Here is a 23,796-nt window from a genome sequence, read left to right as displayed (position 1 = left end):
TCGTGATTCCCCTCACCGCAGGGGGTCACTCCCGACTCATCCGAAGGGGAAGCCCGTGTAGGCCTCGGCCAGGTCCGTCTCGGCCGCCCGGGAGGTCGCGATCCGCTCCAGCCGGGCGAGCTGGAGCCGGTCCTCGAAGGGCGTCGCGCCGGGGGCGCGGTGCAGGAGGGTGGTCATGTCGTAGGAGAAGCGCTCGGCCTGCCAGACCCGGCGCAGGCAGGTGGCGGAGTAGGCGTCGAGCAGCTCCGGGGACCCGGTCTCCTGCTGGTGGATCAGGGCGCGCGCGAAGGTCACGACGTCGCCGACGGCGAGGTTCAGGCCCTTGGCCCCGGTCGGCGGGACGATGTGCGCCGCGTCGCCGGCGAGGAAGAGGCGGCCGTGCCGCATGGGCTCGTGGACAAAGGAGCGCATGGGCGTGACCGACTTCTGGGTGATCGGGCCGCGCTCCAGGCGCCAGTCGTCGGCGGTCTCGAACCGGCGCTCCAGCTCGTCCCAGATCTCCTCGTCGCTCCACGCCCCGGCGTCGGTGCCGTCGGGCACCTGGAGGTAGAGGCGGGAGACGAAGGACGCGATGGGGAGCGAAGCGACTTCCTCGGAAGGGTGGGGGCGGGTGACGGGCGGGCGCATGGAGAGGAGGGCGAATCCGCGGTCGTGGCGGGCGTAGACGAGCTCGTCGTGCGAGGGCGGCACGTCGGCGAGGATGCCGAGCCACCCGAAGGGGTACCTCCGCTCGAAGACCTGGGCGACTCCGGCGGGGATCGCCGTGCGGGCCACGCCCCAGAAGCCGTCGCAGCCGACGACGTAGTCGCACTCCAGGACGTCCTCGCGGCCCTCGTGCCGGAAGCGGACGCGCGGGGCGTCGGTTGCGGCGTCCTCCACGGCCAGGGCCTCCGCCTCGAAGAGCAGGGGCCCGCCCTCCCGGAGCTGGAGGGCGATGAGGTCCTTGCACACCTCGGTCTGGGCGTAGACCGTCACGGACCGGCCGCCGGTGAGGGCGGGGAAGTCGACGCGGTGACGCCTGCGGTCGAAGCGGAGTTCGATGCCGTCGTGGCGCAGTCCCTCGCGGTCCATGCGCTCCCCGGCGCCGGCCGCGCGCAGCACGTCCGCGGTGCCCTGCTCGAGGATGCCGGCACGCTGCCGCCGCTCGACGTAGGAGCGGTCGCGGCTCTCCAGGACGACCGCTTCGATGCCGGCGCGGTGCAGCAGGCGGGCGAGGAGGAGGCCGGCGGGGCCCGCTCCGATGATGCCGACGGTGGTGCGCATCGGGGACCCCTTCTCATGCCTGTTCGTCAGGTGAAACTTTCTTCACCATGTGACTGCGAGTCTCCGACGGTGTGCGGCCGCTGTCAACGGGCACGCCGCGAACCGCTCGAATTGCCGACGGCTGGTGCCCGGGGTGGGAGTCGAACCCACACTTGACCGCGTTTAAGGCGGCTGCGTCTGCCGGTTGCGCGACCCGGGCCGGAACCCACACGGAGACCTGCGGCACAGGCCCCGGGTGACACCGCGATGCGGAGACGCCCGCAGCGGAGCCTACCGAGAGAAGGTGACGACCACTCACATAGGTCTCGAAAAAGCCGAATTGGCCATCAGGGACGGGCCGCGCGACGGGCCTGAGCGGCAGCCGTGCGCGCCACGGCCTCCTCGATCCTGTGGTACCTGATCGCGGCGGGGGCTCATGACGGCATACCGGTCGGCGCTGAATTGCGTATTCCAGGGCACATGGATAAGTGAGCGGGAGCCCGGCCTTCTCGCCCCGGCCCGGCGTGATACGTGCGAAAGTGCCCGGAGCCGGACTCGAACCGGCACGCCCGCGAAGGGGCAGCGAGGTTTAAGCTCGCCGTGTCTGCATTCCACCATCCGGGCAGGCCGTGGGCTCCGCATCGAGGTTCCGAGACTATCCGGACGGGTCCCCCGAACAGCGGAAGCGTGGACCGATGTTGTCTTATTTTATTGACGTCTGAGGGTGCATCAGCACCCGGAACACGCCATCCGCACTTGCCAACAGCCTTGCGTGCGGCGATCGGCCGCGTATGCGGAATGACGGAATTTCACCGCCTGAACGAGGGCACTCCACCTGTTCTCGACACCTGGAAGCATTCGTTCCGGACGCAGGGGCCTCTCAGGGGTGTTCGTCATCCCCAGGTATGACACTGCCCCGCGCGGTCAGACCGCAGTCGGCCTTAGGAACCGGAACAACGGGTGACTACACGGCGGCGTGAGACCCGGACGATGGAACACGACCTTCCCCGTGCACAGCCGTCCGACAGGAGAGCCATCCCGTGACCACCGCACCCCTTGCCGACCGGGCGACGACCGTGGCCGCACGCGCCACGGATCTGTCGAAGATCTACGGACAGGGCGAGACCCAGGTGGTCGCCCTGGACCGGGTCTCCGTCGACTTCCGGCAGGCCGAGTTCACCGCGATCATGGGCCCCTCCGGCTCCGGCAAATCCACTCTCATGCACTGCGTGGCCGGTCTCGACTCCTTCTCGTCCGGGTCCGTGCGCATCGGCGAGACCGAGCTCGGCTCGCTGAAGGACAAGCAGCTGACCAAGCTGCGGCGGGACAAGATCGGCTTCATCTTCCAGGCGTTCAACCTGCTGCCGACCCTGACGGCCCTGGAGAACATCACCCTTCCCATGGACATCGCGGGGCGCAAGCCGGACAAGGAGTGGCTGGACTCCGTCATCCGGATGATCGGCCTGGCGGACCGGCTCGGTCACCGGCCGTCCCAGCTGTCCGGCGGCCAGCAGCAGCGCGTCGCCGTGGCCCGGGCACTGGCCTCCCGGCCCGAGATCATCTTCGGCGACGAGCCCACCGGCAACCTCGACTCGCGCTCCGGCGCGGAGGTGCTGGGCTTCCTGCGCAACTCCGTGCGGGAGCTGGGCCAGACCGTGGTGATGGTGACGCACGACCCGGTGGCCGCGGCCTACGCGGACCGGGTGATCTTCCTGGCGGACGGCCGGATCGTCGACGAGATGTACCGGCCGACGGCCGACTCCGTGCTGGACCGCATGAAGGCGTTCGACGCCAAGGGCCGCACCAGCTGATCCCCCGTCAGGACCGACAGGACTGAGAACCGCCACCATGTTCCGTACCGCCTTGCGCAACGTCCTCGCGCACAAGGCCCGGCTGCTGATGACCGTGCTCGCCGTGATGCTCGGCGTCGCGTTCGTCTCGGGCACCCTGGTCTTCGCCGACACCCTCTCCAACGCCTTCCGCAACCAGTCGGCGAAGAGCTACGACGACGTCGCCGTCGCCGTCTCCTCGCACGCCGACCCGGACAACCCCGAGGAGGAACCGGGCCTGTCCGGCAAGGTCCTCGACAGGATCGCCGCCGTGGACGGCGTCGCCGGGGTGTACGGCCGCGTCGAGGGCTTCGCCGGGGTCGCCGACCCCGACGGGAAGCTGATCGGCGTCGGCTGGTCCAACAAGGGCTCCAACTTCGACCCCGGCAAGGACGGCAAGGACGCCGCCTACACGTTCACCGACGGCTCCGGCCCGGTGAAGGCCGACCAGATCGCCCTGGACGAGGCGTCCGCCGCCAAGGGCGAGTACAAGGTCGGCGACCGGGTGCGCGTCGCGACCAACGGTCCGGTGAAGGAGTACACCCTCAGCGGGGTGTTCACCACCGAGGACGGCGCCGTCAACGCCGGCGGCAGCCTCGTCCTCTTCGACACCGCCGTCGCCCAGAAGCAGTACCTCAAGCCGGGCTACTTCGAGAGCGTCACCGTCACCGCCGCCCCCGGCGCGAACGACACGAAGATCCTGGACGCGGTCAAGACGCTGCTGCCGGACACCGCCGAGGCGCGGACCGGCCAGGCGCTCGCCGACGAGCAGGCCGAGCAGATCGAGCAGGGTATGGGCAACCTCAAGCAGGTCCTGCTCGGCTTCGCGGGCATCGCGCTGTTCGTCGGGATCTTCCTGATCTCCAACACGTTCACGATGCTGGTCGCCCAGCGCACCAAGGAGATCGCCCTGATGCGCGCGGTCGGCGCGTCCCGCAGGCAGATCACCCGCTCGGTGCTCGCCGAGGCCGCGCTGGTGGGCCTCGTCGCCTCCGCCGTCGGCTTCGCCCTCGGCATCGGCCTGGCGGTCGGGCTGCGCTCCGGCATGGCCGCGTTCGACATGAAGATGCCGGACGGTCCGCTGGTCCTGTCCGCCACGCCGGTGCTCTCGGCGTTCGCCGTGGGCGTGCTGATCACGATGCTCGCCGCCTGGCTGCCCGGCCGCCGGGCCGCGAAGATCCCGCCGGTGGCGGCCATGAACAGTGTCCACGCGGCGGCCACCACCAAGTCGCTGGTGCTGCGCAACTCCATCGGTGCGGCCGTCACCGCCCTCGGCGCGGCGGGGATCCTGGCGGGTGCCTCGACCGGCGGCGACGACGGCCGGATGTACATCGGGGCGGGCGCGTTCCTCGCGCTGATCGGCGTGATCATCCTGATCCCGCTGCTGTCCCGGCCCGTGATCGCGCTGGTCCGTCCGCTGCTCGTCGGCCCCTTCGGGGTGGCGGGCAAGCTCGCCGGGCAGAACGCCGTCCGCAACCCGCGCCGCACCGGGGCCACCGCCTCGGCGCTGGCGATCGGGCTGACGCTGGTGACCGGCCTGTCGGTGCTCGGCGTCACGGTCGGCACGGCCATCGACAAGATGACCACCGACAACATCAAGGCCGACTACATGGTCTCGATGGCCAACGGCGGAGACCTCGACGGGTCCGCGCTGACGGCGCTGGAGAAGGCCGACGGCGTGTCCGCGGTCTCGCCGCAGCAGGACGCCTACTTCAAGGTCGACGGCGACGACTTCGTGTCCGCCTCGGCCGTCACCCCGGGCGACATCGAGAAGGTCCTGACCGTCGACGTCGTCAGCGGCAGCGCGGACTCGCTCGCCCAGGGCCGCATCGCGGTCGCCGAGAAGACCGCGAAGAGCCGCGGCTGGAAGACCGGCGACACCGTCCCCGTCACCTTCGGCGACGACAAGAAGGCCACACTGACGGTCGGCGCCGTCTACAAGGACAGCGAGTTCCTCTCCCCCGTCCTCATCGACCGGAAGATCGTGGACCGGCACGAGACGAAGCCGTCCATCATGCAGATCTTCGTGAAGATCGACGGCGGCCAGACCGCGGCGAACGAGAAGGTCCTCATCGACGCCCTGGGCGACAACCCGGCGATCACCGTGATGGACAAGCAGGACATCCGCGACGAGTTCGGCGGCGCCATCAACACCCTGCTGAACGTCATGTACGGCCTGCTGGCGATGGCCCTGATCATCGCGGTGCTGGGTGTGGTCAACACCCTCGCGATGTCGGTCTTCGAACGGCAGCAGGAGATCGGCATGCTGCGCGCCATCGGCCTGGACCGGCGCCGGGTGAAGCGGATGGTCCGCCTGGAGGCCGTCGTCATCTCGGTGTTCGGCGCGGTGGTCGGCATCGGTCTCGGCTCGTTCCTCGGCTGGGCCGTCGGCGAGACCTTCGCCGATCAGATCCCGGGGTACACGCTGGTCCTGCCCTGGGACCGGATCGGGATCTTCCTGGTGCTGGCCGGTCTGGTGGGGGTGCTGGCCGCGCTGTGGCCGGCCCGCAACGCCGCCCGGCTGAACATGCTGAACGCGATCAAGGCCGAGTGACCTCGCCGCTGCGCGGTACGCCGGAGGGCCGGGTTCCCCGTGACGGGGAGCCCGGCCCTCCGGCGTCGTGTCCGGATCAGCCGCGGCCGGGCGCACCCCAGGTGCGGGCCCGCAACGGCATTCCGGAGGCGCCCGAGTCCGGCGTGCGGACGGCCAGGACCTGGTTGACGCCGATGTGGTTGCGTTCGAAGGCCAGCGCGGAGGCCGCCATGTACAGGCGCCAGACCCGGGCGCGGCCGGGGCCGGCCAACTGCACGGCGCGCTGCCAGTCGGCCTCCAGGCGGGTCACCCAGTGGCGCAGGGTGAGGGCGTAGTGCTCGCGGATCGCCTCGACGTCGCGGACCTCGAACCCGGCGCGCTCCAGCCGGGCCACGGTGCTGCCGATCGGCTGGAGTTCACCGTCGGGGAAGACGTAGGAGTCGATGAACGCGTCGACGCTGTACTCCGACTCGTCGCGCTGCGGGCGGCGGGCGATCTGGTGGTTCAGGAGGCGCCCGCCGGGCTTGAGCAGGCCGTACAGGTCTTCGGCGTACTCCTGGTACCGGTCGGCGCCGACGTGTTCGGCCATGCCGATGGAGGAGATCGCGTCGTAGGGCCCGTCGCGGACGTCGCGGTAGTCCTGGACGCGGATCTCCACCTTGTCGGTGAGGCCCTCACCGGCGACGCGCTTGCGGGCGTAGGCGGCCTGTTCCTGCGAGAGCGTGACGCCGACGACGCGCACGCCGTGCTCGCGGGCGGCGTGCATGGCCAGGGAGCCCCAGCCGCAGCCGACGTCGAGGAGCCGCTGACCGGGTCTCAGACCGAGCTTGCGGCAGACCAGTTCGAGCTTGTCGTGCTGGGCCTGTTCGAGGGTGCTGTCCGGGGCGGGCCAGTAGGCGCAGGAGTACACCATGGACGGGCCGAGGACGATCTCGTAGAAGTCGTTGCCCACGTCGTAGTGGTGACTGATGGCGCGTCGGTCGGTGTGCTTGGTGTGCAGGTGGCGGCGGGGGCGGCGGGCCTCCTCGCGGGGCGGGGCCGGCGGCAGCGGGGGCCCGGCGAGTCTGACCAGGCCGCGCACGGCGGCTCGGACCTCGGGGTCGCGCAGGGCCTGGGCGAGGGTGCGGGCGTCCTCGCCGCGCTCCCAGATGAGACCGGCCAGCACATCGAGGGTGGTGTAGAGGTCTCCCTCGATGTCGAGGTCGCCCGCCACCCAGCCGCGGGCCAGGCCCAGTTCGCCCGGCTTCCACAGCAGGCGGCGCAGCGCGCGGCGGTGGCGTACGACCAGGGTCGGCGCGCCCGGCGGGCCCGCCTGCGATCCGTCCCAGGCACGGATGCGCACCGGGAGCGGTGCTCCCAGCAGCTGTGTGAAGAGGCCCTGCAGCCGCTGCGCGGCGTCTGCCATGGTGTACACCTCCATGACGCGGAATCCCGGAATGTCCGACACCACGTAAACACCTGCGGGGCTTCGGCGCAGTCCCCGGCACGCGTCATGTCTGGGCAAAAGACGCCGGAGGGCCTCCCGCACCACGGATGGCGGGAGGCCCTTCGTCAGGCGGATGTGCGACCGGAGGTCAGGAGGCCTTGGCCTTCTCCTCGGTCTTCTCCTTCGGCGCGGAGGCGACCGGGGCCGGCTTGGCGGCCTCGTAGAACTCCTCGCGCGGCGTCTCGATGGCGCCGAGCGAGACGACCTCGCGCTTGAGGAACATGCCGAGGGTCCAGTCGGCGAAGACGCGGATCTTGCGGTTCCAGGTCGGCATGGCCAGGCCGTGGTAGCCACGGTGCATGTACCAGGCGAGACGGCCCTTGAGCTTGATCTTCATCTTGCCCATGACGATCATCGCGACGCCCTTGTGGAGGCCGAGACCGGCCACCGCGCCCTTGTTGGCGTGGGCGTAGTCCTTCTGCGGGAAGCCCCGCATGCCGGACACCACGTTGTCGCCGAGGACCTTGGCCTGGCGCAGCGCGTGCTGGGCGTTCGGCGGGCACCAGGCGTTCTCGTTGCCCGCCTTGCGGCCGACGAGGTCCGGGACCTGGGCGTTGTCACCGGCGGCCCAGATGTAGTCGGTGCCCTTGACCTGGAGGGTCGGCTCGCAGTCGACGTGACCGCGGGGGCCCAGCGGCAGGCCGTAACGGGCCAGGGCCGGGTTGGGCTTGACGCCGGCGGTCCACACGATGGTGTTGGAGTCGACCTCGAGGCCGTTCTTCAGCACCACGTGGCCGTCGACGCAGGAGTCCATGGAGGTGGACAGGTAGACCTCGACGCCGCGGCCCTCGAGGTGCTCCTTGCCGTACTTGCCGAGCTTGGGGCCGACCTCGGGGAGGATCTTGTCGGCGGCGTCGACCAGGATGAAGCGCATGTCCTCACGGGACACGTTCTTGTAGTACTTCGCCGCGTCGCGGGCCATGTCCTCGACCTCGCCGATGGTCTCCGCACCGGCGAAGCCGCCGCCCACGAAGACGAAGGTGAGCGCCTTGCGGCGGATCTCCTCGTCGGTGGTGGAGTCGGCCTTGTCCAGCTGCTCGAGGACGTGGTTGCGCAGGCCGATGGCCTCCTCGATGCCCTTCATGCCGATGCCCTGCTCGGCGAGGCCGGGGATCGGGAAGGTGCGGGAGACCGCGCCGAGCGCGATCACCAGGTAGTCGAAGGGCAGCTCGTAGGCCTCGCCGACCAGCGGGGAGACCGTGGCGACCTTGCGGTCCTGGTCGATGGTGGTGACCCGGCCGGTGAGGACCTCCGCCTTGGGCAGCACGCGTCGCAGCGGGACGACGACGTGGCGCGGGGAGATGTTGCCGGCGGCGGCTTCGGGGAGGAAGGGCTGGTAGGTCATGTACGACCGGGGGTCGACGACCGTGACGGTCGCCTCGCCGTAGCGCATCTTCTTCTGGATGCGCCGAGCTGCGTACAGGCCTACGTACCCACCGCCTACTACGAGGATCCTGGGACGCTCCGTGGTGCTCATGCCATCGAGTATCCACCCGTCTCAGGGGGGTGGCTCGTGCGCCCCTTCACAAGCTCGGATGGGGTGTGTGTTATCCTCCGCCGCCCACGTGATCCACGTCATGGTGACAACCGGGAGCGTTTGTGCACCCCGGACCGTTGTCAATGCCGCGTGAGCTGCCTCTCTGCGCCCGAAGGGCTCGCGTGAGGCCCTCCTGGGACGCCCGCGCGGACCTCTTCCCGGACCCTCCATACCATGCTTCTGAACATGTTCAAAGGGCCGTTCAGCCCCCGGACGGGTCAACGGAACCCCTTTGGTCGCCCGGGAGGGCCGAATTCCTTGTGAAGAACTTCACGAACTTTTCCGACGGGCTGTCGCCGGGGGGTCGCCGCGACCCCCCGGGAGGCGCTCATTCGTGATCCATGCCTGCTCAGAAGCGGGCTAGGCGATCGACCACGCGATGCCGTCGAGGATGTCGTGCTCGCTGACGACGACCTCGCGGGCGCCGATCCGCTCCATGATCGACAGCAGCACCAGGGCGCCCGCCCCGATCACGTCGACCCGGCCCGGGTGCATGGAGGGCACCGCCGCGCGCTCGGCGTGGGTGGAGCGCAGCAGCCACTCGGTGATCTCGCGGACCCGGTCGTAGGAGACCCGGGAGTGGTGGATGGCCTGCGAGTCGTACGCGGGCAGCTCCTGCGCGATCGCCGACACGGTCGTCACGGAGCCGGCCAGGCCGACCAGCGTGCGGGCCTCGCGCAGCGGAACCGTCTGCTCGGCCAGGTCGAGCGCGGCCTCGATGTCGGCCCGCATCGCCCCGATCCGCTCCTCGGAGGGCGGGTCGCTCACCACGCCGTCCCGGACCAGGTGCCGCTCGGTCATGCGGACGCAGCCGACGTCCACCGAGCGGGCCGCCCGGACCCGGTCGTCGCCCACGACGAACTCGGTCGAGCCGCCGCCGATGTCCACCACCAGGTAGGGCCTGGGCAGGTGGTCGCCCCCGGCCAGCTCCTTGGTGGCGCCGGTGAAGGAGAACTCGGCTTCCTGGTCCCCGGTGATCACCTCGGGCTCGACGCCCAGGATGTCCAGGACCCCGCGCACGAACTCGTCCCGGTTCTCGGCGTCCCGGGAGGCGGAGGTCGCCACGAACCGCAGCCGCTGCGCCCCGTGTTCCTTGATGATCCCGGCGTACTCGCGGCACGCCGCGAAGGTCCGCCGCAACGCCTCGGGGGCGAGCCGGCCCGTGCGGTCCACGCCCTGCCCGAGCCGGACGATGGTCATCCTGCGGTCCAGGTCGACCAGCTCGCCGGTGGCGGGGTCGGCGTCGGCGACCAGCAGCCGGATGGAGTTCGTACCGCAGTCCACGGCGGCGACACGGGTCACTGGGCGGCCTCCTCGGCGGTCGTCACGCAGGCGCCCTTGCGCCACCACTCCGGCAGCATCGCCAGCGCCTCGTCGCCCAGCGGGTTCACGCCCGGCCCGGCGGCCAGCGAGTGGGCCACCAGGACGTGCAGGCACTTCACCCGGTCCGGCATGCCGCCCGCGCTCGGGAAGTTCTTCAGCTCCTCGATCTCGTCACGGCGCCGGATGTAGTCCTCGTGCGCCGCCCGGTACGCCGCCGCCAGCTCCGGGTCCGACTCCAGCCGCTCGGTCATCTCCTTCATCACGCCGTTGGCCTCCAGCGTGCCGATCGCGGAGTTCGCCTTCGGGCACGTCAGGTAGTACAGCGTCGGGAAGGGCGTGCCGTCGGGCAGGCGGGGGGCCGTCTCCACGACGTCGGGCTGTCCGCACGGGCAGCGGTGCGCGATCGCGCGCAGCCCGCGCGGGGGCCGGCCGAGCTGCTGCTCGAAGGCCTCGACGTCGGCGTCGGTGGGCTCGGTGCGCGGGGTGGTCGGCGGGGGCGTTTCCATGACTGTCTTCAGGCTGTCTTTCTCTGGGTTCAGGGCACTGGCTGGGGCCGGGTCACCGGTCGGAGGCGTCGGCCTTGTCGACCCCGTCCCAGACGTTCGAGTACCAGGGGCGGTCGGCCGCCCCCAGGTCGGTGCGCGACTGCTGCGCCGCGTGCGGGTCGACGACGATGAAACCCGTCTCCCCCGGCATGACGTAGTGCAACCGCTGCCGGATCTGCTGCTCGGCGTACGCGTCGTCCTGCCAGCGCGCCTTCAGGTCGCGCAGCCGTTCGACGCGCTCGCGGGCCTGCCGCTGTTCGCGTCGCAGGTCGTCGATCTCGGCGCGCTGCGAGACGTACTCCCGCATCGGGTAGGCCAGGGCCACGATCAGCGAGCACATCACCAGGGCGAGCAGCGCGGCCCGGCCGGTCAGCCGCGAGCGCCGGGCCTGGCGCTTGGTCTGGGAGCGGTAGACCCGGGCCGCGGTCTGCTCGCCGAGCAACCGGATCCTGGTCGCGGTGGAGAACCGGTCCCGGTCCTTCACGGCCATCTGTCCGCCTCCCGCTCCACCGTCATACGCGCGTACGTCCCCGGACACGGTACGGGACCGAGTACGGGGACGTACGTACGACGCTGCTACTTACGGGCCGGGTCAGCCCTTGAAGCGGGGGAATGCCGAGCGGCCGGCGTACACCGCGGCGTCGTCGAGGATCTCCTCGATGCGCAGCAGCTGGTTGTACTTGGCGACGCGCTCGGAGCGGGCCGGGGCGCCGGTCTTGATCTGGCCGCAGTTGGTGGCGACGGCCAAGTCGGCGATCGTGACGTCCTCGGTCTCGCCGGAGCGGTGGGACATCATGCACTTGAAGCCGTTGCGCTGGGCCAGCTCGACGGCGTCCAGGGTCTCGGTCAGCGAGCCGATCTGGTTGACCTTGACCAGGAGCGCGTTGGCCGCGCCCTCCTCGATGCCGCGGGCCAGGCGCTCGGGGTTGGTGACGAACAGGTCGTCGCCGACGAGCTGGACCTTGTCACCGAGCTTGTCGGTGATGGTCTTCCAGCCCTCCCAGTCGTCCTCGAACAGCGGGTCCTCGATGGACACGAGCGGGTACGCGTCGACGAGCTCCGCGTAGTACTCGGTCATCTCGGCCGCCGAGCGCTCCTTGCCCTCGAAGGTGTAGACGCCGTCCTTGTAGAACTCGGAGGCGGCGACGTCGAGCGCCAGGGCGATCTGCTCGCCGGGGGTGTACCCGGCTTCCTTGATCGCCTCGAGGATGAGGTCGAGGGCCTCGCGGTTGGAGCCGAGGTTCGGAGCGAAGCCGCCCTCGTCGCCGAGGCCGGTGGCCAGGCCCTTGGACTTCAGGACCTTCTTCAGCGTGTGGTAGACCTCGGCGCCCCAGCGCAGGGCCTCGGAGAAGGACTCCGCGCCGATCGGGGCGATCATGAACTCCTGGATGTCCACGTTGGAGTCGGCGTGCGAGCCGCCGTTCAGGATGTTCATCATCGGCACCGGCAGCAGGTGCGCGTTGGGGCCGCCCAGGTAGCGGAACAGCGGCAGGTCGCTGGCCTCGGAGGCGGCGTGGGCCACGGCGAGCGAGACGCCGAGGATGGCGTTGGCGCCGAGGGAGCCCTTGTTGTCGGTGGCGTCCAGGTCGAACATCGCCTGGTCGATCAGGCGCTGCTCGGTGGCGTCGTAGCCGACCAGCTCCGGGCCGATCTGCTCGATGACCGCGAGGACGGCCTTCTCCACACCCTTGCCGAGGTAGCGGTTCGAGTCGCCGTCGCGGAGCTCGATGGCCTCGAATGCGCCCGTGGAGGCGCCGGACGGGACGGCGGCACGACCGGTGCTGCCGTCGTCGAGGCCGACCTCGACCTCGACCGTGGGGTTGCCTCGGGAGTCCAGGATTTCCCGGGCTACGACGACGTCGATGGACGGCACGAGCATCTCCTTCTTGAATGTGACGCGGTGACGCGGGTCGCGTGGACCCGGCGGGGTGCGGGCCGTGGTGGCTCGCGACATGAGCCTAACCGGCTCCGGGCGATCGGCCACCGGGTCGCCCACCCCATGGACAGAACCGAGAGTAAATTGTTTCCGAACGGAACAAAGCCGGTTGCCGAAAAAACCCCGCCCCGGTGCGCACGGGGGATGGCGCACCGGGGCGGGGAGTCCGTGGGCCCCGGGGGGCCCGGAGGGGCCGCTGCCTACTTCAGGTGCAGCTGCTGGCCCGGGTAGATGAGGTTGGCGTCCTCGACGATGTCCTTGTTCAGCTCGAAGAGCTTCTCCCAGCCGCCCTTGACCTTCTTGTCCGCGGCGATCGAGCTGAGGGTGTCGCCCTCGACGACCTTGTACTCGCCGTCGCCCTTCTTGACCTTCTTGCCGGTCGGGGTGGTGACGGTCTTCTTGGCGGCCGGGCGGTCCTCGGAGCGGGAGGCCGGCTGCTGCTCGGTCTTGCGGGTCTCGGTGCTCTGCTGGCTCTGCTGGCTCTGCTGCTGCGTGGAGCTGCCGGAGTCGCTCGAGGAGCCGCCGCCGGTGTAGCCGGCACCCGACAGGCCCTTGCCGCAGACCGGCCAGGCACCCTTGCCCTGGCTCGCCAGGACCTTCTCGGCGACCTGGATCTGCTGGTCCTTGCTGGCCTGGTCGGCGGTCGAGGCGTACTGCGTGCCGCCGTACGCGGCCCAAGTGGAGGCGGAGAACTGCAGACCGCCGTAGTAGCCGTTGCCGGTATTGATGGACCAGTTGCCGCCGGACTCGCACTGGGCGACGGCGTCCCACTCGGAGGCGGTGGCGGCGGAGGCGTTGCCGGCCGCCATCAGCGGGGCGGCGATGGCGACACCGGTGACACCGGCGAGCGCGGCGGCGCGGGTGGCCTTGGACGGACGACGGTGCTTGCCCTTGGCGGAAAACAGCATGAATCGATCCCCTCACCGACGCCTGCGAGGTGAGCTGTCGGGTTCGGGCCGGTTGAGTTGCCCGGCCGCGTCCCTCACGGGACACGGCTTCACCCCAAGCCCTTCCGGCACAACCGGCCGGTCGGGCACCTACCTTGGGTCCCCCGCTCCTGCCTACGGCGCTTGACGCGACGACTGTTCCCGGGCGGCCGCTGGCAGGATTCGGCGTTGCGGCAGCCGGGGCTCGTGGTGACGAGCGATCACGACCGTAGACACGCGATCCGCCGAATTTCAAAGACGATCAGGGCTTCTGAGATCTATCTCTCACCGGCCTTATACGGGACATTCGGCGCGAAACATGACGTGAACTCACCCGGTTTAGGGGTGACTTCGACCGCCGTTTCCGCACTGCCCGGACGGCTACCCCTCGTCCGCTTCGACCCCTGTGGTGAGCTTCTGACCGGGGAGGATGAGGTTCGGGTCGGTACCGACCGTCTGCTCGTTGTCGTCGTAGAGGGAGTGCCATCCACCGTCGACGTCAAGGGAGTCGGCGATGGACCAGAGGCTGTCGCCGACGCCGACGATGTAGGAACCCTGGGAGGCGTCACCGCCGCGCGAGGCGTGGCGGCCCGAGGACGCGCCCTCACGGCCGCTCGCGGACGCGGAGTCCTCCTCGGCGCCGGGGCCGCGGTGACGGCCGGAGCCGGTGCCCGCCGGGGCCGAGGACGCGTCACCCTGAGGCGAGTTGGCGGACTCACCGCCCTCACCGGAGCCGGAGCTGCCGGACTTCTCGCCCCGCTCCTGCTTCTCGTCCCGCTCCTGGGAGGTGGAATCGGACGACTTGTCGGACTTGCTGGTTTCGTCCTTCTCGGTCGACCGTGCGTCGGGCGACGACGACGGGCTCGAGGACGGCTCCGGAGAAGGGGACGCGTCAGGGCCGTCGAGCAGACCGGGTGAGTCCACCTCACCGGATGCCCCGGACGAGCCGGACGTGTCCGACCCCTTGCCCTGCTCGAGGCCCGAGAGCAGTCCGCAGGTGCGCCACGCGCCGACCCCCTGGTCGGCGAGGACTCTCTCGGCCACGGATATCTGCTGGGAGCGACTGGCCAGGTCGGCACTCGCGGCGTAGTCGAGACCGCCGTACTTCTCCCAGTCCTCCTGGGACAACTGCAGGCCGCCGTAATAGCCGTTGCCGCTGTTCTGGCTCCACGCGCCGCCGGTCTCGCAGTCCGCGACCCGGTCCCAGGTCGTGCCGTCGGCCGCGCTGGCGCCGGAGGCCCCGAGGAGGGGGATCGCGATGGCGGAGCCGGTCACTCCGGCCGCCACGAGGAGAGCCGGAGCCTGACGGGGGCGGCGGTGCCGACCGTTCCCGGAGAGCATACGGAGACCTTTCGCGAGACAGCAGTGACCGGCGGCCGGAATCCCGGGCCGCATTGATGGGTGAACGTATCGGCAGACGATCACTTGTCACAAGTTCATGCCGCGCAGATCACGTGAAGATCACAGCTCTGATGTTTCGTCACGTCCGGCCGGTGCGAACTCCACCGGCAGCGTGCGCAGCCCCCGCATGATGAGGCCGCCGCGCCACCGCAGCTCGGCCGGGTCCGCCGCCAGCCGGAGGTCCGGGAGGCGGGTGAGGAGGGTGGCGAGCGCGGTCTGGCCCTCCAGGCGGGCGAGCGGGGCACCGAGGCAGTAGTGGATGCCGTGGCCGTACCCGAGGTGCTGGTTGTCGCGGCGGGCGAGGTCCAGCGCGTCCGGGTCGGCGAACCGCTCCGGGTCCCGGTCCGCGGCGGCCAGGACGACGAGGACGGGATCGCCGGCCTCGACGCGCTGCCCGCCGAGCGTGAGGGGCTGCGTGGCGAAGCGCCAGGTGGCGAGCTCGACCGGGCCGTCGTAGCGCAGCAGTTCCTCGACGCCCGTCTCCAGCAGGCCCGTTTCCCCGGCGGCGAGGGACGCCTGGAGGCGGGCGCGTTCCCCGGGGTGGGTGAGCAGGGCGTAGGTGCCGTTGCCGATCAGGTTCACCGTGGTCTCGAAACCGGCGAACAGCAGGATGAAGGCCATGGCCGCCGCCTCGTTCTCGGTGAGGTGCTCACCGTGGTCCGAGGCGCGGATGAGGCCGGAGATGAGGTCCTCGCCCGGGGTGGGCTCGGCGGGCAGCGCCTCCCGCTTGCGGTGGATGAGGTCGGCGAGGTAGCCGCGCATCTTCTTCACCGAGCGCGCCACGCCGCCCCGGGGACCGCCCTGGTGACGGATCATCATGCCCGCCCAGTCGCGGAAGTCGTCCTGGTCCTCGCGGGGGACGCCGAGCAGGTCGCAGATGGCGTAGATGGGCAGCGGGAAGGCGAAGTCGTGGATGAGGTCGGCGGAGCCCTTGTGCGCGAACCCGTCGATGAGGGTGTCGGTGAGCTCCTGCACCCGTGGCGCGAACTCGGCGACGCGGCGGGGCGTGAACGCCTTGGACACCAGCCGGCGCAGCCGGGTGTGATCCGGCGGGTCGATGTTCAGCAGATGCGTCATCAGCTCCGCCTTGCGCTCGCCGGGGATCCCGGTCTTGCCCTTGGCGTGCGCCGGTTCGTCGTGGTGCGCCGGGTTCTTGGAGAGCCGGTTGTCGGCGAGCGTCTGCTTGGCGTCGGCGTACCGCGTGACCAGCCATGCCTCCACCCCGCTGGGCAGCCGCGTCTTGTGGACGGGGCTGTGCGTGCGGAGCCAGGCGTAGGCGGGGTAGGGGTCGCTCGCGAACTCCCAGGTGAAGAGCTCGGGAGCGGTCGCGGGTGTGCTGGGCGAGGGCTGGTCGGTCACGCGTCGACCGTATCCGGCTCGCCGCCGCTCCCCCGCCCCGGACCGCTCAGCCCTCGGCCTGCCGGATCGCGTCGCGGTAGGCGCGGGCCGCCGCCCTGAGGGCCGCCTCCGGGTCGACGCCCTCCGACTCGGCGCGGACGGCCAGGGCCAGGAGCTCGTAGCCGACGCCCTCGACGGGCGGGAGCGGTATGTCCAGGCCCGCCGTGCGCACGCGGGAGGCCAGCTTGGCCGCGAGGGCGAGGCCGGGCTGGCCGAGGGGAATCCCCTCGGTGATCGAGGTGCGCTGCTTCTCGACCGCCTTGGTGCGCAGCCAGTGCTCCTTGACCTCCTCGGGGGTGGTGGCCGTCGCGTCGCCGAAGACATGCGGATGGCGGTGGATCAGCTTGGCGACGATGCCGCCGGCCACGTCGTCGATGGAGAAGGCCTCCTCCCCGTCCTCCGGGCGGCCCTCCTCGGCGATCCGGGCGTGGAAGACGACCTGGAGGAGGACGTCACCGAGCTCCTCGCGCAGTTCGTCGCGGTCGCCCTCCTCGATCGCCTCGACGAGTTCGTACGCCTCCTCGATGCCGTACTTGGCCAGGCCCTCGTGGGTCTGCCGGGAGGACCAGGGGCATTCGAGGCGGATGCGGTCCATGACCTGGACGAGGTCCAGGAGACGGGCGCCGGGGAGGTCGTAGGAGGCGGGCAGCAGTTCCAGCTCGGGCATGGCGATCCGGCCGGTGCCGGCGAGGCGGGCCAGACCGTCCGTGAGGGCCGGTTCGCCCTCGCCCGTCGCCACCACGACCACCGTGCGGCCGCCGGCGCAGGCGCCGACCAGCTCCTCGGCGGTCGGCGCCGCCTCCTCGACGGCGATCCCCGCCTCACGCAGATAGGGCAGCTGCGGATGGGCACCGTCCGCGCACAGCACCTGGTCCGCCCCGTGCAGCGCCCGCCAGGCGGGCCAGGAGAGCAGGCCGGGGGCGACGCGGTGGCTGGTGGTGAGCAGGATGATGCGGCCGGTGGCGGCGGCCGCGCCGGTCCGCGCGGGGCCCGGTCCGGCTTCGGGGCTGTTGGCGTTCACGGTTCGAAGCTATCCCACGCCGCCGGGGGCAGCGGGGGGTGCCCACAGGGGTGGGAATCGGGGGACGGGGGCGTTCTACAGGCCCTGCTGGGTCTGGGCCGTCGTGACGTCCCGGACCCAGGGCGTCTTGGCGTCGGCCCGGCTGCTCTTCTGGACGTCCCAGGTGCCGTAGCGCGGGTTGAGGTCGACGTCGAGGTTCTTGGAGGCGTCGGAGAGGGCCTTCCAGAACTCGGGGCGGTCGGTGCTCGTGCCGAGCTTCTCGGCGAGCTTCTGAGCCTCCAGCTGGAGATGGAGATTCTCCTCGAGGCGCTGCGGCGGGATGCCGTACTGCTGGAGCCAGGTCGTCTCCAGCGCCTTGGCGCCGCCGGCCTGCTGTTCGAGGCCGGAGCGCATCTGCTGGACCTCCCTGCGGGAGACGGTGACCCCGGCGTCCTCGGCGGCGCGGTGCAGCACCCGGTCCAGGACCATGGTGTGCAGGGTGTCGCGGGTGAGGGTGCCGGTCCGGGCGATGGCCTGCTGGTACTGGGCCTCGTCCCGCACGGCGGCCCGCTGGGCCGCGCGGACCTCGCCCACCCGCTCGTCCAGCTGCGAGACGGTGATCCGCTGGCCTCCCACCACGGCCGCCGCACCGGGATGCGCGTCGTTCCCGCAGGCGGTGAGAAGGGGTGCCGCTGCGGCGATCGCGGCGGTGAGGACGAGCGCGGTGCGACGGCGGCGGTGCAAGGAGACCTCCCGAGGAGACTGCAACGACAGGTGCGGCGCGCAGCGCCTCCGCCAGGGGTGGTGGTCGGGCGACGGGCGGGCGCACAAGGTCTTGCGATGATCGATGGTAGGCAGTGGGCAAGCTCTGGCCAACCCATTCGACCAACGATTCACCGGGACTTCCGGCACCGCCGCGCCGCCCCCGGACCGGTCCTCAGCCCCGCACCTGCCCCAGCCACTGCAGCGTCCGGCGGATCTCCGCCCCCAGCGGATGGGCGTGACCGTGAGTGCGTTCGACGTCGTGCAGCAACCGCGCCAGGGTGTCGTGGGCGGCACCGCGGTCGCCGAGGGCGAGCAGCAGGTGCCCGATGCGGCGGCGGACGTCGTGGGCCAGTTCCGGGCCGCCGGCCGCGACGTACTGGTTCTCGTAGTACGGCAGCACCGCCCGGTACTCGGCGAGCGCCGCGGCCGGCTCGCCCAGCTGTTCGAGGCATTGGGCGGCCTCGTAGCGGAAGCGCAGGGCCTGGGGGTCGGCCTGGCCGGCCTCGGCGGCGCGTTCGTCGGCGAGGCGGCGCAGCTCGGGCAGGGCGCGCCGGTACTGGCCGTCGTCCAGGAGCGTCGCCGCGTACTGCTTGCGCAGGGTGCGGACGACCGGGGAGTGCGCGCCGTGCTGCTCGGCCGCGGCGGGCAGGATCGATCCGAGGATGTCGACGGCCTGGGTGACGCGGCCCTCGCCGAGGAGCCGCTTGACCTCGTCGACCGCGCGGGCGATGTCCGTCCCCCCCGCGGTGTCGCTGACGGGGGTGGCGGGCGTGGGCCGGGGGGCGGGGGTGCGCGCACGGTCCGGCCAGGGGGCGTGCGGGCGCAGGAACGGGCGGGTGGGGTCGAGGGCGGCCCCTGTGGGCGTCCCGCGCGCGGGCAGGAGCGGCTCCAGGTGCTCGTAGACCTCCTGCGCGGAGGCGGGGCGGTGCTGCGGGTCCTTGGCGAGCAGGCGCAGCACGAGCGCTTCCAGGGCCTCGGGAACCTCGGGGCGGATGCGGCGCACGGGCAGCGGGGGCTCGTACAGGTGCCGGTGCAGGACGCCGAGGGCGGTGGAGCCGGAGAAGGGCACGTCGCCGCTGAGCAGTTCATGCAGGACCACGCCGAGCGCGTACAGGTCGGTGTAGGGGCCGACCGCTCCGCCCATCGCCTGCTCCGGGGCCATGTAGGCGGGCGAGCCGATGGGGGTGCCGGTGTGGGTGAGGCGGGTGGTGTCCGTGTCCATGACGGAGGCGACGCCGAGGTCCAGGACGGTGACCGTGCCGTCCTGCTTCACCATCACGTTGCGCGGCTTGAGGTCGCGGTGGACGATCGGCACGGCGTGCACGGCGCTCAGCACGGCGCACAGCTGCGCGGCGACCGCGACCGCCCACTGCCAGGGGTACGGGTCGTGCCCGGCGAGGTGTCCGGCGAGGTCGGCGCCGTCGATGTACTGCATGACGAGGAACAGCTCCTCGCCCTCACTGCCCGCGTCGTGCACGGTGACCAGGCCGGGGTGGTCCACCTGCGCGGTCACCCGGCACTCGCGCACGAAACGGCGGCGCAGTTCCTCCGCGTCCTGTCCTGCCACCTTGTCGGGGCGCAGCAGCTTCACCGCCACGCGCCGGTCCAGCCGCTGGTCGTACGCCGTCCAGACCTGGCCCATGCCGCCCTGCCCGAGGACGGCGGACAGTTCGTAACGGCCGGCGACCATCCGTCCTGCCGCCGCGGTCACCTTCCGCCCTCGTGGCCGCCGTTGCCGTCGCCTTCGTGCCGGCGCAGGTAGTCGCTCAGCTCGTCGAGCTCGGCGCGGACCTGGTCGATGCGGGCGGGGGCGGTGGGCTGCGGGGAGGGGGGCGGCTGCACCGGGCCCGGGACCCGGGGTGTGGCGTCGTGGGGCACGGGTGTGTGAGGCGGGGTCGCCGGGTGCGCCGGGACGGGCGTGGAGTTCGGGGCGTAGGGCGGCGCGGAGTGCGGGTAGCCGTACGGGGTGTGCACGACGGTGGGTGCGTGGGGCGGGGCGTAACCGGCGGCCTGCCGCCGCTCGCCGTGGTGGGCGATGTCCACGACGAGGAAGTAGACGGCGGCGCCCACCCCGAGCAGCAGGATCAGGGCGAGCGCGATGTCGGTGCGGCGGTCGTCCTCCGGCAGCGAGCCGATCACGGCGAAGCCCGCGATGGACAGCGGCAGGCTCACCCAGGCCAGCGCCCAGTCCAGGGCCCGTCCGCGCAGGACGGCCACCCGGAACAGCGGTACGCAGGCCAGCACGCCGCAGGTGAGGAAACCGGCGGCGGCGAACAGCACGCGCAGGGAGATGACCGTTGCCGCGCTGCGGGGAGGCGGTGCCGCGCCGTGGCCGTACATGACTGCTCCTGGACCGGTGTGGCGATGGGGACGGACGTGCGAATGACGGACCCTGTTGGGGAATCCGAGCGTATAGCCCGACCCGGACCACCGGTCACGGGTTGTACCGAACCGTTGTCATGCTGATCACTTCGTGTGTGCGGACCTTTCCCCGACCGGTCGGCGGTTCCGCCGTCCGTCACCGCCGCCGGGGGCGTCCGTCACGCCCTACAGGGGGTGCCGCATCCACACGTTGGGCTCGACGTAGACCGCGTAGCCGCGTTCCGCCTCGCAGCGCACCGGGACGAGTGCGCCCGGGACCTCGACGTCGCCGTCCGTGTCGAAGGGCAGGCCCGTCCAGCGCCGCCAGTCCGCGAGCGGGGCGGACACCGTCATCGACGCGGGTGCCACCGAGTCGATGGTGGCGCCGGCCCTGGCGTGGACGCGCAGCCACGGGTCCTGGGGCAGGCCGTCGGGGCGGACGCGGCGGGCGTACTCCTCCATGGGCGTATGCGGTTCGAGGTGCTTGGCGTTGGGGCGGACCGGGGCGACGACCTCGCGGAAGCCGTGGGCCCGGGCGTTGTCGCGCATGGCCGAGAGCATCATCCCGGACAGGCCGCGGCCCTGCGCGTGCGGGGCGACGGAGACCGAGACGGCGCTGACGGTGTCGGGCCGCACTCCGCGCCGCAGGTCGGAGAAGGCCCATACGAGCACCGCGTCCCAGCCGTTGGCGGGCAGCCTGCCGCGGTGCTCGGCGCCGAGGGCGAACGGCACGCTGTAGGCGTTCGCCACGATCTCGCCCTGCTCGTCCTCGGCGAACAGGACGTACTGCGGGAGTTCGGCGGCTATCCGCGGGAAGTGGGCGGCGCCCACGAGGTCCTGGATCACGAACTCCGGCCAGCTGTCGGCCATGGCGACGACCCGCTCCAGCATGTCCGGGCGGTCGGCGAGGCTCGCTGTCTTCAACTGCATGTGATCACCGTAGGCACCGGGGCGACGGCCCGGAACCGAATTACCGTCAGCGCGCGGGGCCGGGCCCTACCCGCCGCACTGTTCGAGCATCGTCTCCTTGTCGGCGGCGGTCACGGGCAGTTCGTACTTCAGCGACACCTGGGCGAAGCGCACCGCGTAGGAGCAGCGGATCCGCTTGTTCGGCGGCAGCCAGGACGCCGGGCCGGAGTCCCCCTTGGAGCCGTTGGTGGGTCCGTCCACCGGCACCAGGTTGAGCGGGTCGTTGGCGATGGACTCCCGCTTGTCCTTCGTCCAGCGCGAGGCGCCCATCTGCCAGTCGTACGACAGCGGCATGACGTGGTCTATCTGGACCTTGATCGCATGGGACTTGGTCCACTCGATGACCCTGCCGGTGTACGGGTCGTGCAGCGTCAGCGAGGTGACGACGCAGTCGGATCCCGAACGGAAGCGCAGGTCCTCCCCGTCGCGCTTCAGGAGGTCGTTGCGCGAGTCGCAGCCGTTGTGGGAGAAGGGGACGTCGCGTGGTGCCGAATCCATCCAGGCGTAGCCGAACTTGTCCCGTTCGTAGCCCGTCCTGGGGCCGCGTCCCTTCGTCGCCACCTTCTCGATGAGGGCGCGCGCCCTCTCCTTGTCCGCGCCGGACGTGATGGCCGCGAGCCCCGGCTTCGTGCCGTCCGGGTTGTCCAGCGGGTTCACGGCCCGTCCGTCACCGGCTGCCGGGACGCCGGAGCCGGAGGGCCCGCCGCTGTCGGCGGGCGGGGTCAGACCCTCGCAGCCGGCCAGCGCCGAACCGGTGAACACCATGGCGACGGCCAGTGCCGCCCCGCCCCTCAGACGCGTCACCGCGCCCCTCCTCTGTTTGCCTGTTCCGCTCCGGCACGGGCGGCCCGTGCCCGATCCCACGGTAGCGAGGAAGAGGTTCAGACCACATGGGGCCTCAAGGCGCATTCTTCGCATCCCACGCGTATCGTCGGTCCTGAGTCACCTCCGGAGGGAGCTTTGCATGGGCATCTTCGACAAGTTCAAGAGCCAGGCGCGGAACAAGGGCAAGCAAGGCTCTGACACCGCGGAACAGCGGATCAACGAGAGGACCGGCGGAAAGTACGAGGACCAGGTCGACTCCGGCCAGCAGCGCGTCGAGGGCTCGCTGGGCATGGATCGCGACCGCGACCGGCCCGAACAGCAGTAGGGCCTCCCCTTCCAGGCCGTCCGCGGAGACACGGACCCCTCTCGCGCGGACGGCTTCCTGTGCGCCCCGGGCCCGGTGGTCGGTCCGCTTGACCTTGACACCGGCGTCAGGGTCGGACGATCCCCGTATGACGTTCCCGCACCCGAAGAACGGTCGGCGCACCGCGCCCACGGCCCCGCGCACCGTGCTCGTCACCGGCGCCGGCTCGGGCATCGGCCGGGCCACCGCCCACGCGTTCGCCGACGAGGGCGCGCACGTGGTGGCGGTGGGCCGCCGCGAGGCCCCCCTGGCCGAGACCGCCGCTCACGCCCCGTCCCGCATCAGCGTGCTCGCCGCCGACATCACGGCCGACGACGGTCCCGAGACCGTCGTCCGCACCGTGCTCGAACGGCACGGCCGTATCGACGTGCTGGTGAACAACGCCGGGATCGTCACCCCGCGGTCGCTGCGCACCTATACGCGCGCCGACGCCGGGCCTCTGCTCGCGACGAACCTCCTCGCCCCCGTCCTGCTGACCCAGGCCGCGCTGCCGGCGCTGGAGGACAGCCGCGGTGTCGTCGTGAACGTGACGACGGCGGTGGGGCAGCGCGGCTGGCCCGGCAACTCCCTCTACGCGGGCGCGAAGGCGGCTCTGGAGGTACTCACCCGCAGTTGGGCGGTGGAGCTCGCACCGCTCGGGATCCGGGTCGCCGCCGTGGCCCCGGGCGCGATCGACACGCCCATCGGCGAACACGCGGGCCACACGCCCGAACAGCGGGCCGCGATCCGGGCATGGCAGCTCGACCACACGCCGCTCGGCCGGGTCGGCCGTCCCGAGGAGGTGGCGTGGGCGATCGCCCGACTGGCCTCGCCGCGGGCCTCGTTCATCACGGGTGTGATCCTGCCGGTGGACGGCGGCGCGCTCGTCACATGAGACTGACGCGCATGGCACCACCACGTCCGCGCAGTGCGGAGCCCCGGATGCGGATCGGCGAACTCGCCGCGGTGACCGGCACGACACCGCGTGCCCTGCGCCATTACGAGCAGGCGGGGCTCATCACCTCCGAGCGGGCCGCGAACGGCTACCGCCTCTACGACGCCGGTACGGCTGTACGCGTCCGCAACATCCGGCAGTTGCTGGATGTGGGGCTGACGCTCGACGACGTCCAGGTGTTCCTGCCGTGCCTGGACGGCGATGTCACGGCCGGAGCCGCCTCCGAGAAGGGACTGCGGGTGGCGGCCGACCGTCTCGCGGTGCTGGAGGCCCGGATCGCGGCGCAGATCGCGATCCGAGACCGGCTGGCGACGGCACTGCGCCAGGCCGGCACCGGCACCCGCGCTCCCCGGACGGCCCCCCACCGCCCCCACGGACGGCCGACGACCTGACGAAGCCTCAGCACCCCGAGGCGCCCGGCC

21 protein-coding genes, 2 tRNA genes and 1 riboswitch are annotated in these 23,796 nt (G+C 71.4%); of the genes, 5 read left to right on the top strand and 18 right to left on the bottom strand.

Annotation, left to right across the window (positions count from 1 at the left end):
- Nucleotides 1-36: 36 nt before the first annotated feature.
- The 3 genes from AB0I06_RS16170 to AB0I06_RS16160 all read right to left on the bottom strand — a co-directional run bounded on the left by AB0I06_RS16170 (nucleotide 37) and on the right by AB0I06_RS16160 (nucleotide 1,866).
- Nucleotides 37-1,263 carry a 4-hydroxybenzoate 3-monooxygenase gene (locus tag AB0I06_RS16170; RefSeq protein WP_363119417.1) on the bottom strand — a complete coding sequence of 409 codons (1,227 nt, stop codon included), beginning with the start codon at nucleotides 1,261-1,263 and terminating at the stop codon, nucleotides 37-39.
- A gap of 122 nt (nucleotides 1,264-1,385) precedes the next feature.
- A tRNA-Leu gene (locus tag AB0I06_RS16165) sits at nucleotides 1,386-1,462 on the bottom strand.
- Nucleotides 1,463-1,782: 320 nt separating this feature from the next.
- Nucleotides 1,783-1,866: transfer RNA gene (locus tag AB0I06_RS16160), tRNA-Leu, on the bottom strand.
- Between the two features lie 416 nt (nucleotides 1,867-2,282).
- Between AB0I06_RS16160 and AB0I06_RS16155 the strand changes: the two genes are divergently transcribed.
- Both AB0I06_RS16155 and AB0I06_RS16150 read left to right on the top strand, forming a co-directional pair.
- Nucleotides 2,283-3,053: an ABC transporter ATP-binding protein gene (locus AB0I06_RS16155; protein ID WP_363119416.1), complete on the top strand. Its 771-nt coding sequence runs from the start codon at nucleotides 2,283-2,285 to the stop codon at nucleotides 3,051-3,053.
- Between the two features lie 37 nt (nucleotides 3,054-3,090).
- Nucleotides 3,091-5,625, top strand: coding sequence for an FtsX-like permease family protein (locus AB0I06_RS16150; protein WP_363119415.1), 2,535 nt, complete (start codon nucleotides 3,091-3,093; stop codon nucleotides 5,623-5,625).
- A gap of 76 nt (nucleotides 5,626-5,701) precedes the next feature.
- Here the strand turns inward: AB0I06_RS16150 and AB0I06_RS16145 are convergent, their stop codons facing one another.
- From AB0I06_RS16145 to AB0I06_RS16075, 15 genes are all read right to left on the bottom strand, one after another.
- On the bottom strand, nucleotides 5,702-7,009 hold the full coding sequence (locus AB0I06_RS16145; protein WP_363119414.1) for a cyclopropane-fatty-acyl-phospholipid synthase family protein: 1,308 nt from the start codon (nucleotides 7,007-7,009) through the stop codon (nucleotides 5,702-5,704).
- Between the two features lie 169 nt (nucleotides 7,010-7,178).
- Nucleotides 7,179-8,567, bottom strand: coding sequence for an NAD(P)/FAD-dependent oxidoreductase (locus AB0I06_RS16140; RefSeq protein ID WP_363119413.1), 1,389 nt, complete (start codon nucleotides 8,565-8,567; stop codon nucleotides 7,179-7,181).
- Nucleotides 8,568-8,987: 420 nt separating this feature from the next.
- Nucleotides 8,988-9,929 (bottom strand): Ppx/GppA phosphatase family protein, encoded by a 942-nt coding sequence (locus AB0I06_RS16135; RefSeq protein WP_363119412.1) that lies wholly within the window; start codon nucleotides 9,927-9,929, stop codon nucleotides 8,988-8,990.
- Nucleotides 9,926-10,456 (bottom strand): DUF501 domain-containing protein, encoded by a 531-nt coding sequence (locus AB0I06_RS16130; protein ID WP_363119411.1) that lies wholly within the window; start codon nucleotides 10,454-10,456, stop codon nucleotides 9,926-9,928. Before AB0I06_RS16130 ends, AB0I06_RS16135 begins: the two co-directional genes overlap by 4 nt.
- Nucleotides 10,457-10,508: 52 nt before the next feature.
- Nucleotides 10,509-10,985, bottom strand: coding sequence for a septum formation initiator family protein (locus tag AB0I06_RS16125; RefSeq protein WP_363119410.1), 477 nt, complete (start codon nucleotides 10,983-10,985; stop codon nucleotides 10,509-10,511).
- Nucleotides 10,986-11,087: 102 nt separating this feature from the next.
- On the bottom strand, nucleotides 11,088-12,368 hold the full coding sequence (gene eno / locus AB0I06_RS16120) for a phosphopyruvate hydratase (RefSeq protein WP_094053598.1): 1,281 nt from the start codon (nucleotides 12,366-12,368) through the stop codon (nucleotides 11,088-11,090).
- A 263-nt stretch (nucleotides 12,369-12,631) separates the two neighbouring features.
- Entirely contained in the window at nucleotides 12,632-13,339 is a 708-nt protein-coding gene (locus AB0I06_RS16115) for a transglycosylase family protein (protein WP_363119409.1), read from the bottom strand.
- A 4-nt stretch (nucleotides 13,340-13,343) separates the two neighbouring features.
- Nucleotides 13,344-13,510: riboswitch (cyclic di-AMP (ydaO/yuaA leader) on the bottom strand.
- Nucleotides 13,511-13,738: 228 nt separating this feature from the next.
- Nucleotides 13,739-14,698, bottom strand: a complete 960-nt coding sequence (locus AB0I06_RS16110; protein WP_363119408.1) for a transglycosylase family protein — start codon at nucleotides 14,696-14,698, stop codon at nucleotides 13,739-13,741.
- A 120-nt stretch (nucleotides 14,699-14,818) separates the two neighbouring features.
- Nucleotides 14,819-16,117 carry a cytochrome P450 gene (locus AB0I06_RS16105; RefSeq protein ID WP_363119407.1) on the bottom strand — a complete coding sequence of 433 codons (1,299 nt, stop codon included), beginning with the start codon at nucleotides 16,115-16,117 and terminating at the stop codon, nucleotides 14,819-14,821.
- 46 nt (nucleotides 16,118-16,163) lie between these two features.
- A complete protein-coding gene (locus AB0I06_RS16100) occupies nucleotides 16,164-17,177 on the bottom strand; it encodes a nucleoside triphosphate pyrophosphohydrolase (RefSeq protein ID WP_363119406.1) in 1,014 nt (337 codons plus the stop codon).
- A gap of 75 nt (nucleotides 17,178-17,252) precedes the next feature.
- Nucleotides 17,253-17,900, bottom strand: coding sequence for a SurA N-terminal domain-containing protein (locus AB0I06_RS16095; protein WP_363119405.1), 648 nt, complete (start codon nucleotides 17,898-17,900; stop codon nucleotides 17,253-17,255).
- Nucleotides 17,901-18,093: 193 nt separating this feature from the next.
- Nucleotides 18,094-19,611 (bottom strand): protein kinase, encoded by a 1,518-nt coding sequence (locus tag AB0I06_RS16090; RefSeq protein WP_363119478.1) that lies wholly within the window; start codon nucleotides 19,609-19,611, stop codon nucleotides 18,094-18,096.
- A gap of 17 nt (nucleotides 19,612-19,628) precedes the next feature.
- Entirely contained in the window at nucleotides 19,629-20,261 is a 633-nt protein-coding gene (locus AB0I06_RS16085; RefSeq protein ID WP_363119404.1) for a hypothetical protein, read from the bottom strand.
- A 207-nt stretch (nucleotides 20,262-20,468) separates the two neighbouring features.
- Complete coding sequence (locus AB0I06_RS16080) at nucleotides 20,469-21,212, bottom strand: N-acetyltransferase (protein WP_363119403.1); 744 nt, start codon at nucleotides 21,210-21,212, stop codon at nucleotides 20,469-20,471.
- Between the two features lie 66 nt (nucleotides 21,213-21,278).
- Nucleotides 21,279-22,055, bottom strand: a complete 777-nt coding sequence (locus tag AB0I06_RS16075) for an HNH endonuclease family protein (protein WP_363119402.1) — start codon at nucleotides 22,053-22,055, stop codon at nucleotides 21,279-21,281.
- A 160-nt stretch (nucleotides 22,056-22,215) separates the two neighbouring features.
- On the opposite strand from AB0I06_RS16075, the gene AB0I06_RS16070 reads away from it, so the two are divergent.
- The 3 genes from AB0I06_RS16070 (at nucleotide 22,216) to AB0I06_RS16060 (ending at nucleotide 23,766) form a co-directional block, all read left to right on the top strand.
- Nucleotides 22,216-22,401, top strand: coding sequence for an antitoxin (locus tag AB0I06_RS16070; protein ID WP_033312056.1), 186 nt, complete (start codon nucleotides 22,216-22,218; stop codon nucleotides 22,399-22,401).
- Between the two features lie 127 nt (nucleotides 22,402-22,528).
- Nucleotides 22,529-23,314 carry an SDR family oxidoreductase gene (locus AB0I06_RS16065; protein ID WP_363119401.1) on the top strand — a complete coding sequence of 262 codons (786 nt, stop codon included), beginning with the start codon at nucleotides 22,529-22,531 and terminating at the stop codon, nucleotides 23,312-23,314.
- 47 nt (nucleotides 23,315-23,361) lie between these two features.
- Nucleotides 23,362-23,766, top strand: a complete 405-nt coding sequence (locus tag AB0I06_RS16060) for a MerR family transcriptional regulator (protein ID WP_363119477.1) — start codon at nucleotides 23,362-23,364, stop codon at nucleotides 23,764-23,766.
- The last annotated feature ends 30 nt before the right edge of the window (nucleotides 23,767-23,796 follow it).

Source organism: Streptomyces sp. NPDC050674, from assembly GCF_040654575.1.
Taxonomy (GTDB): Bacteria; Actinomycetota; Actinomycetes; order Streptomycetales; family Streptomycetaceae; genus Streptomyces.
This window is presented reverse-complemented; position numbering and strand designations above follow the sequence as displayed.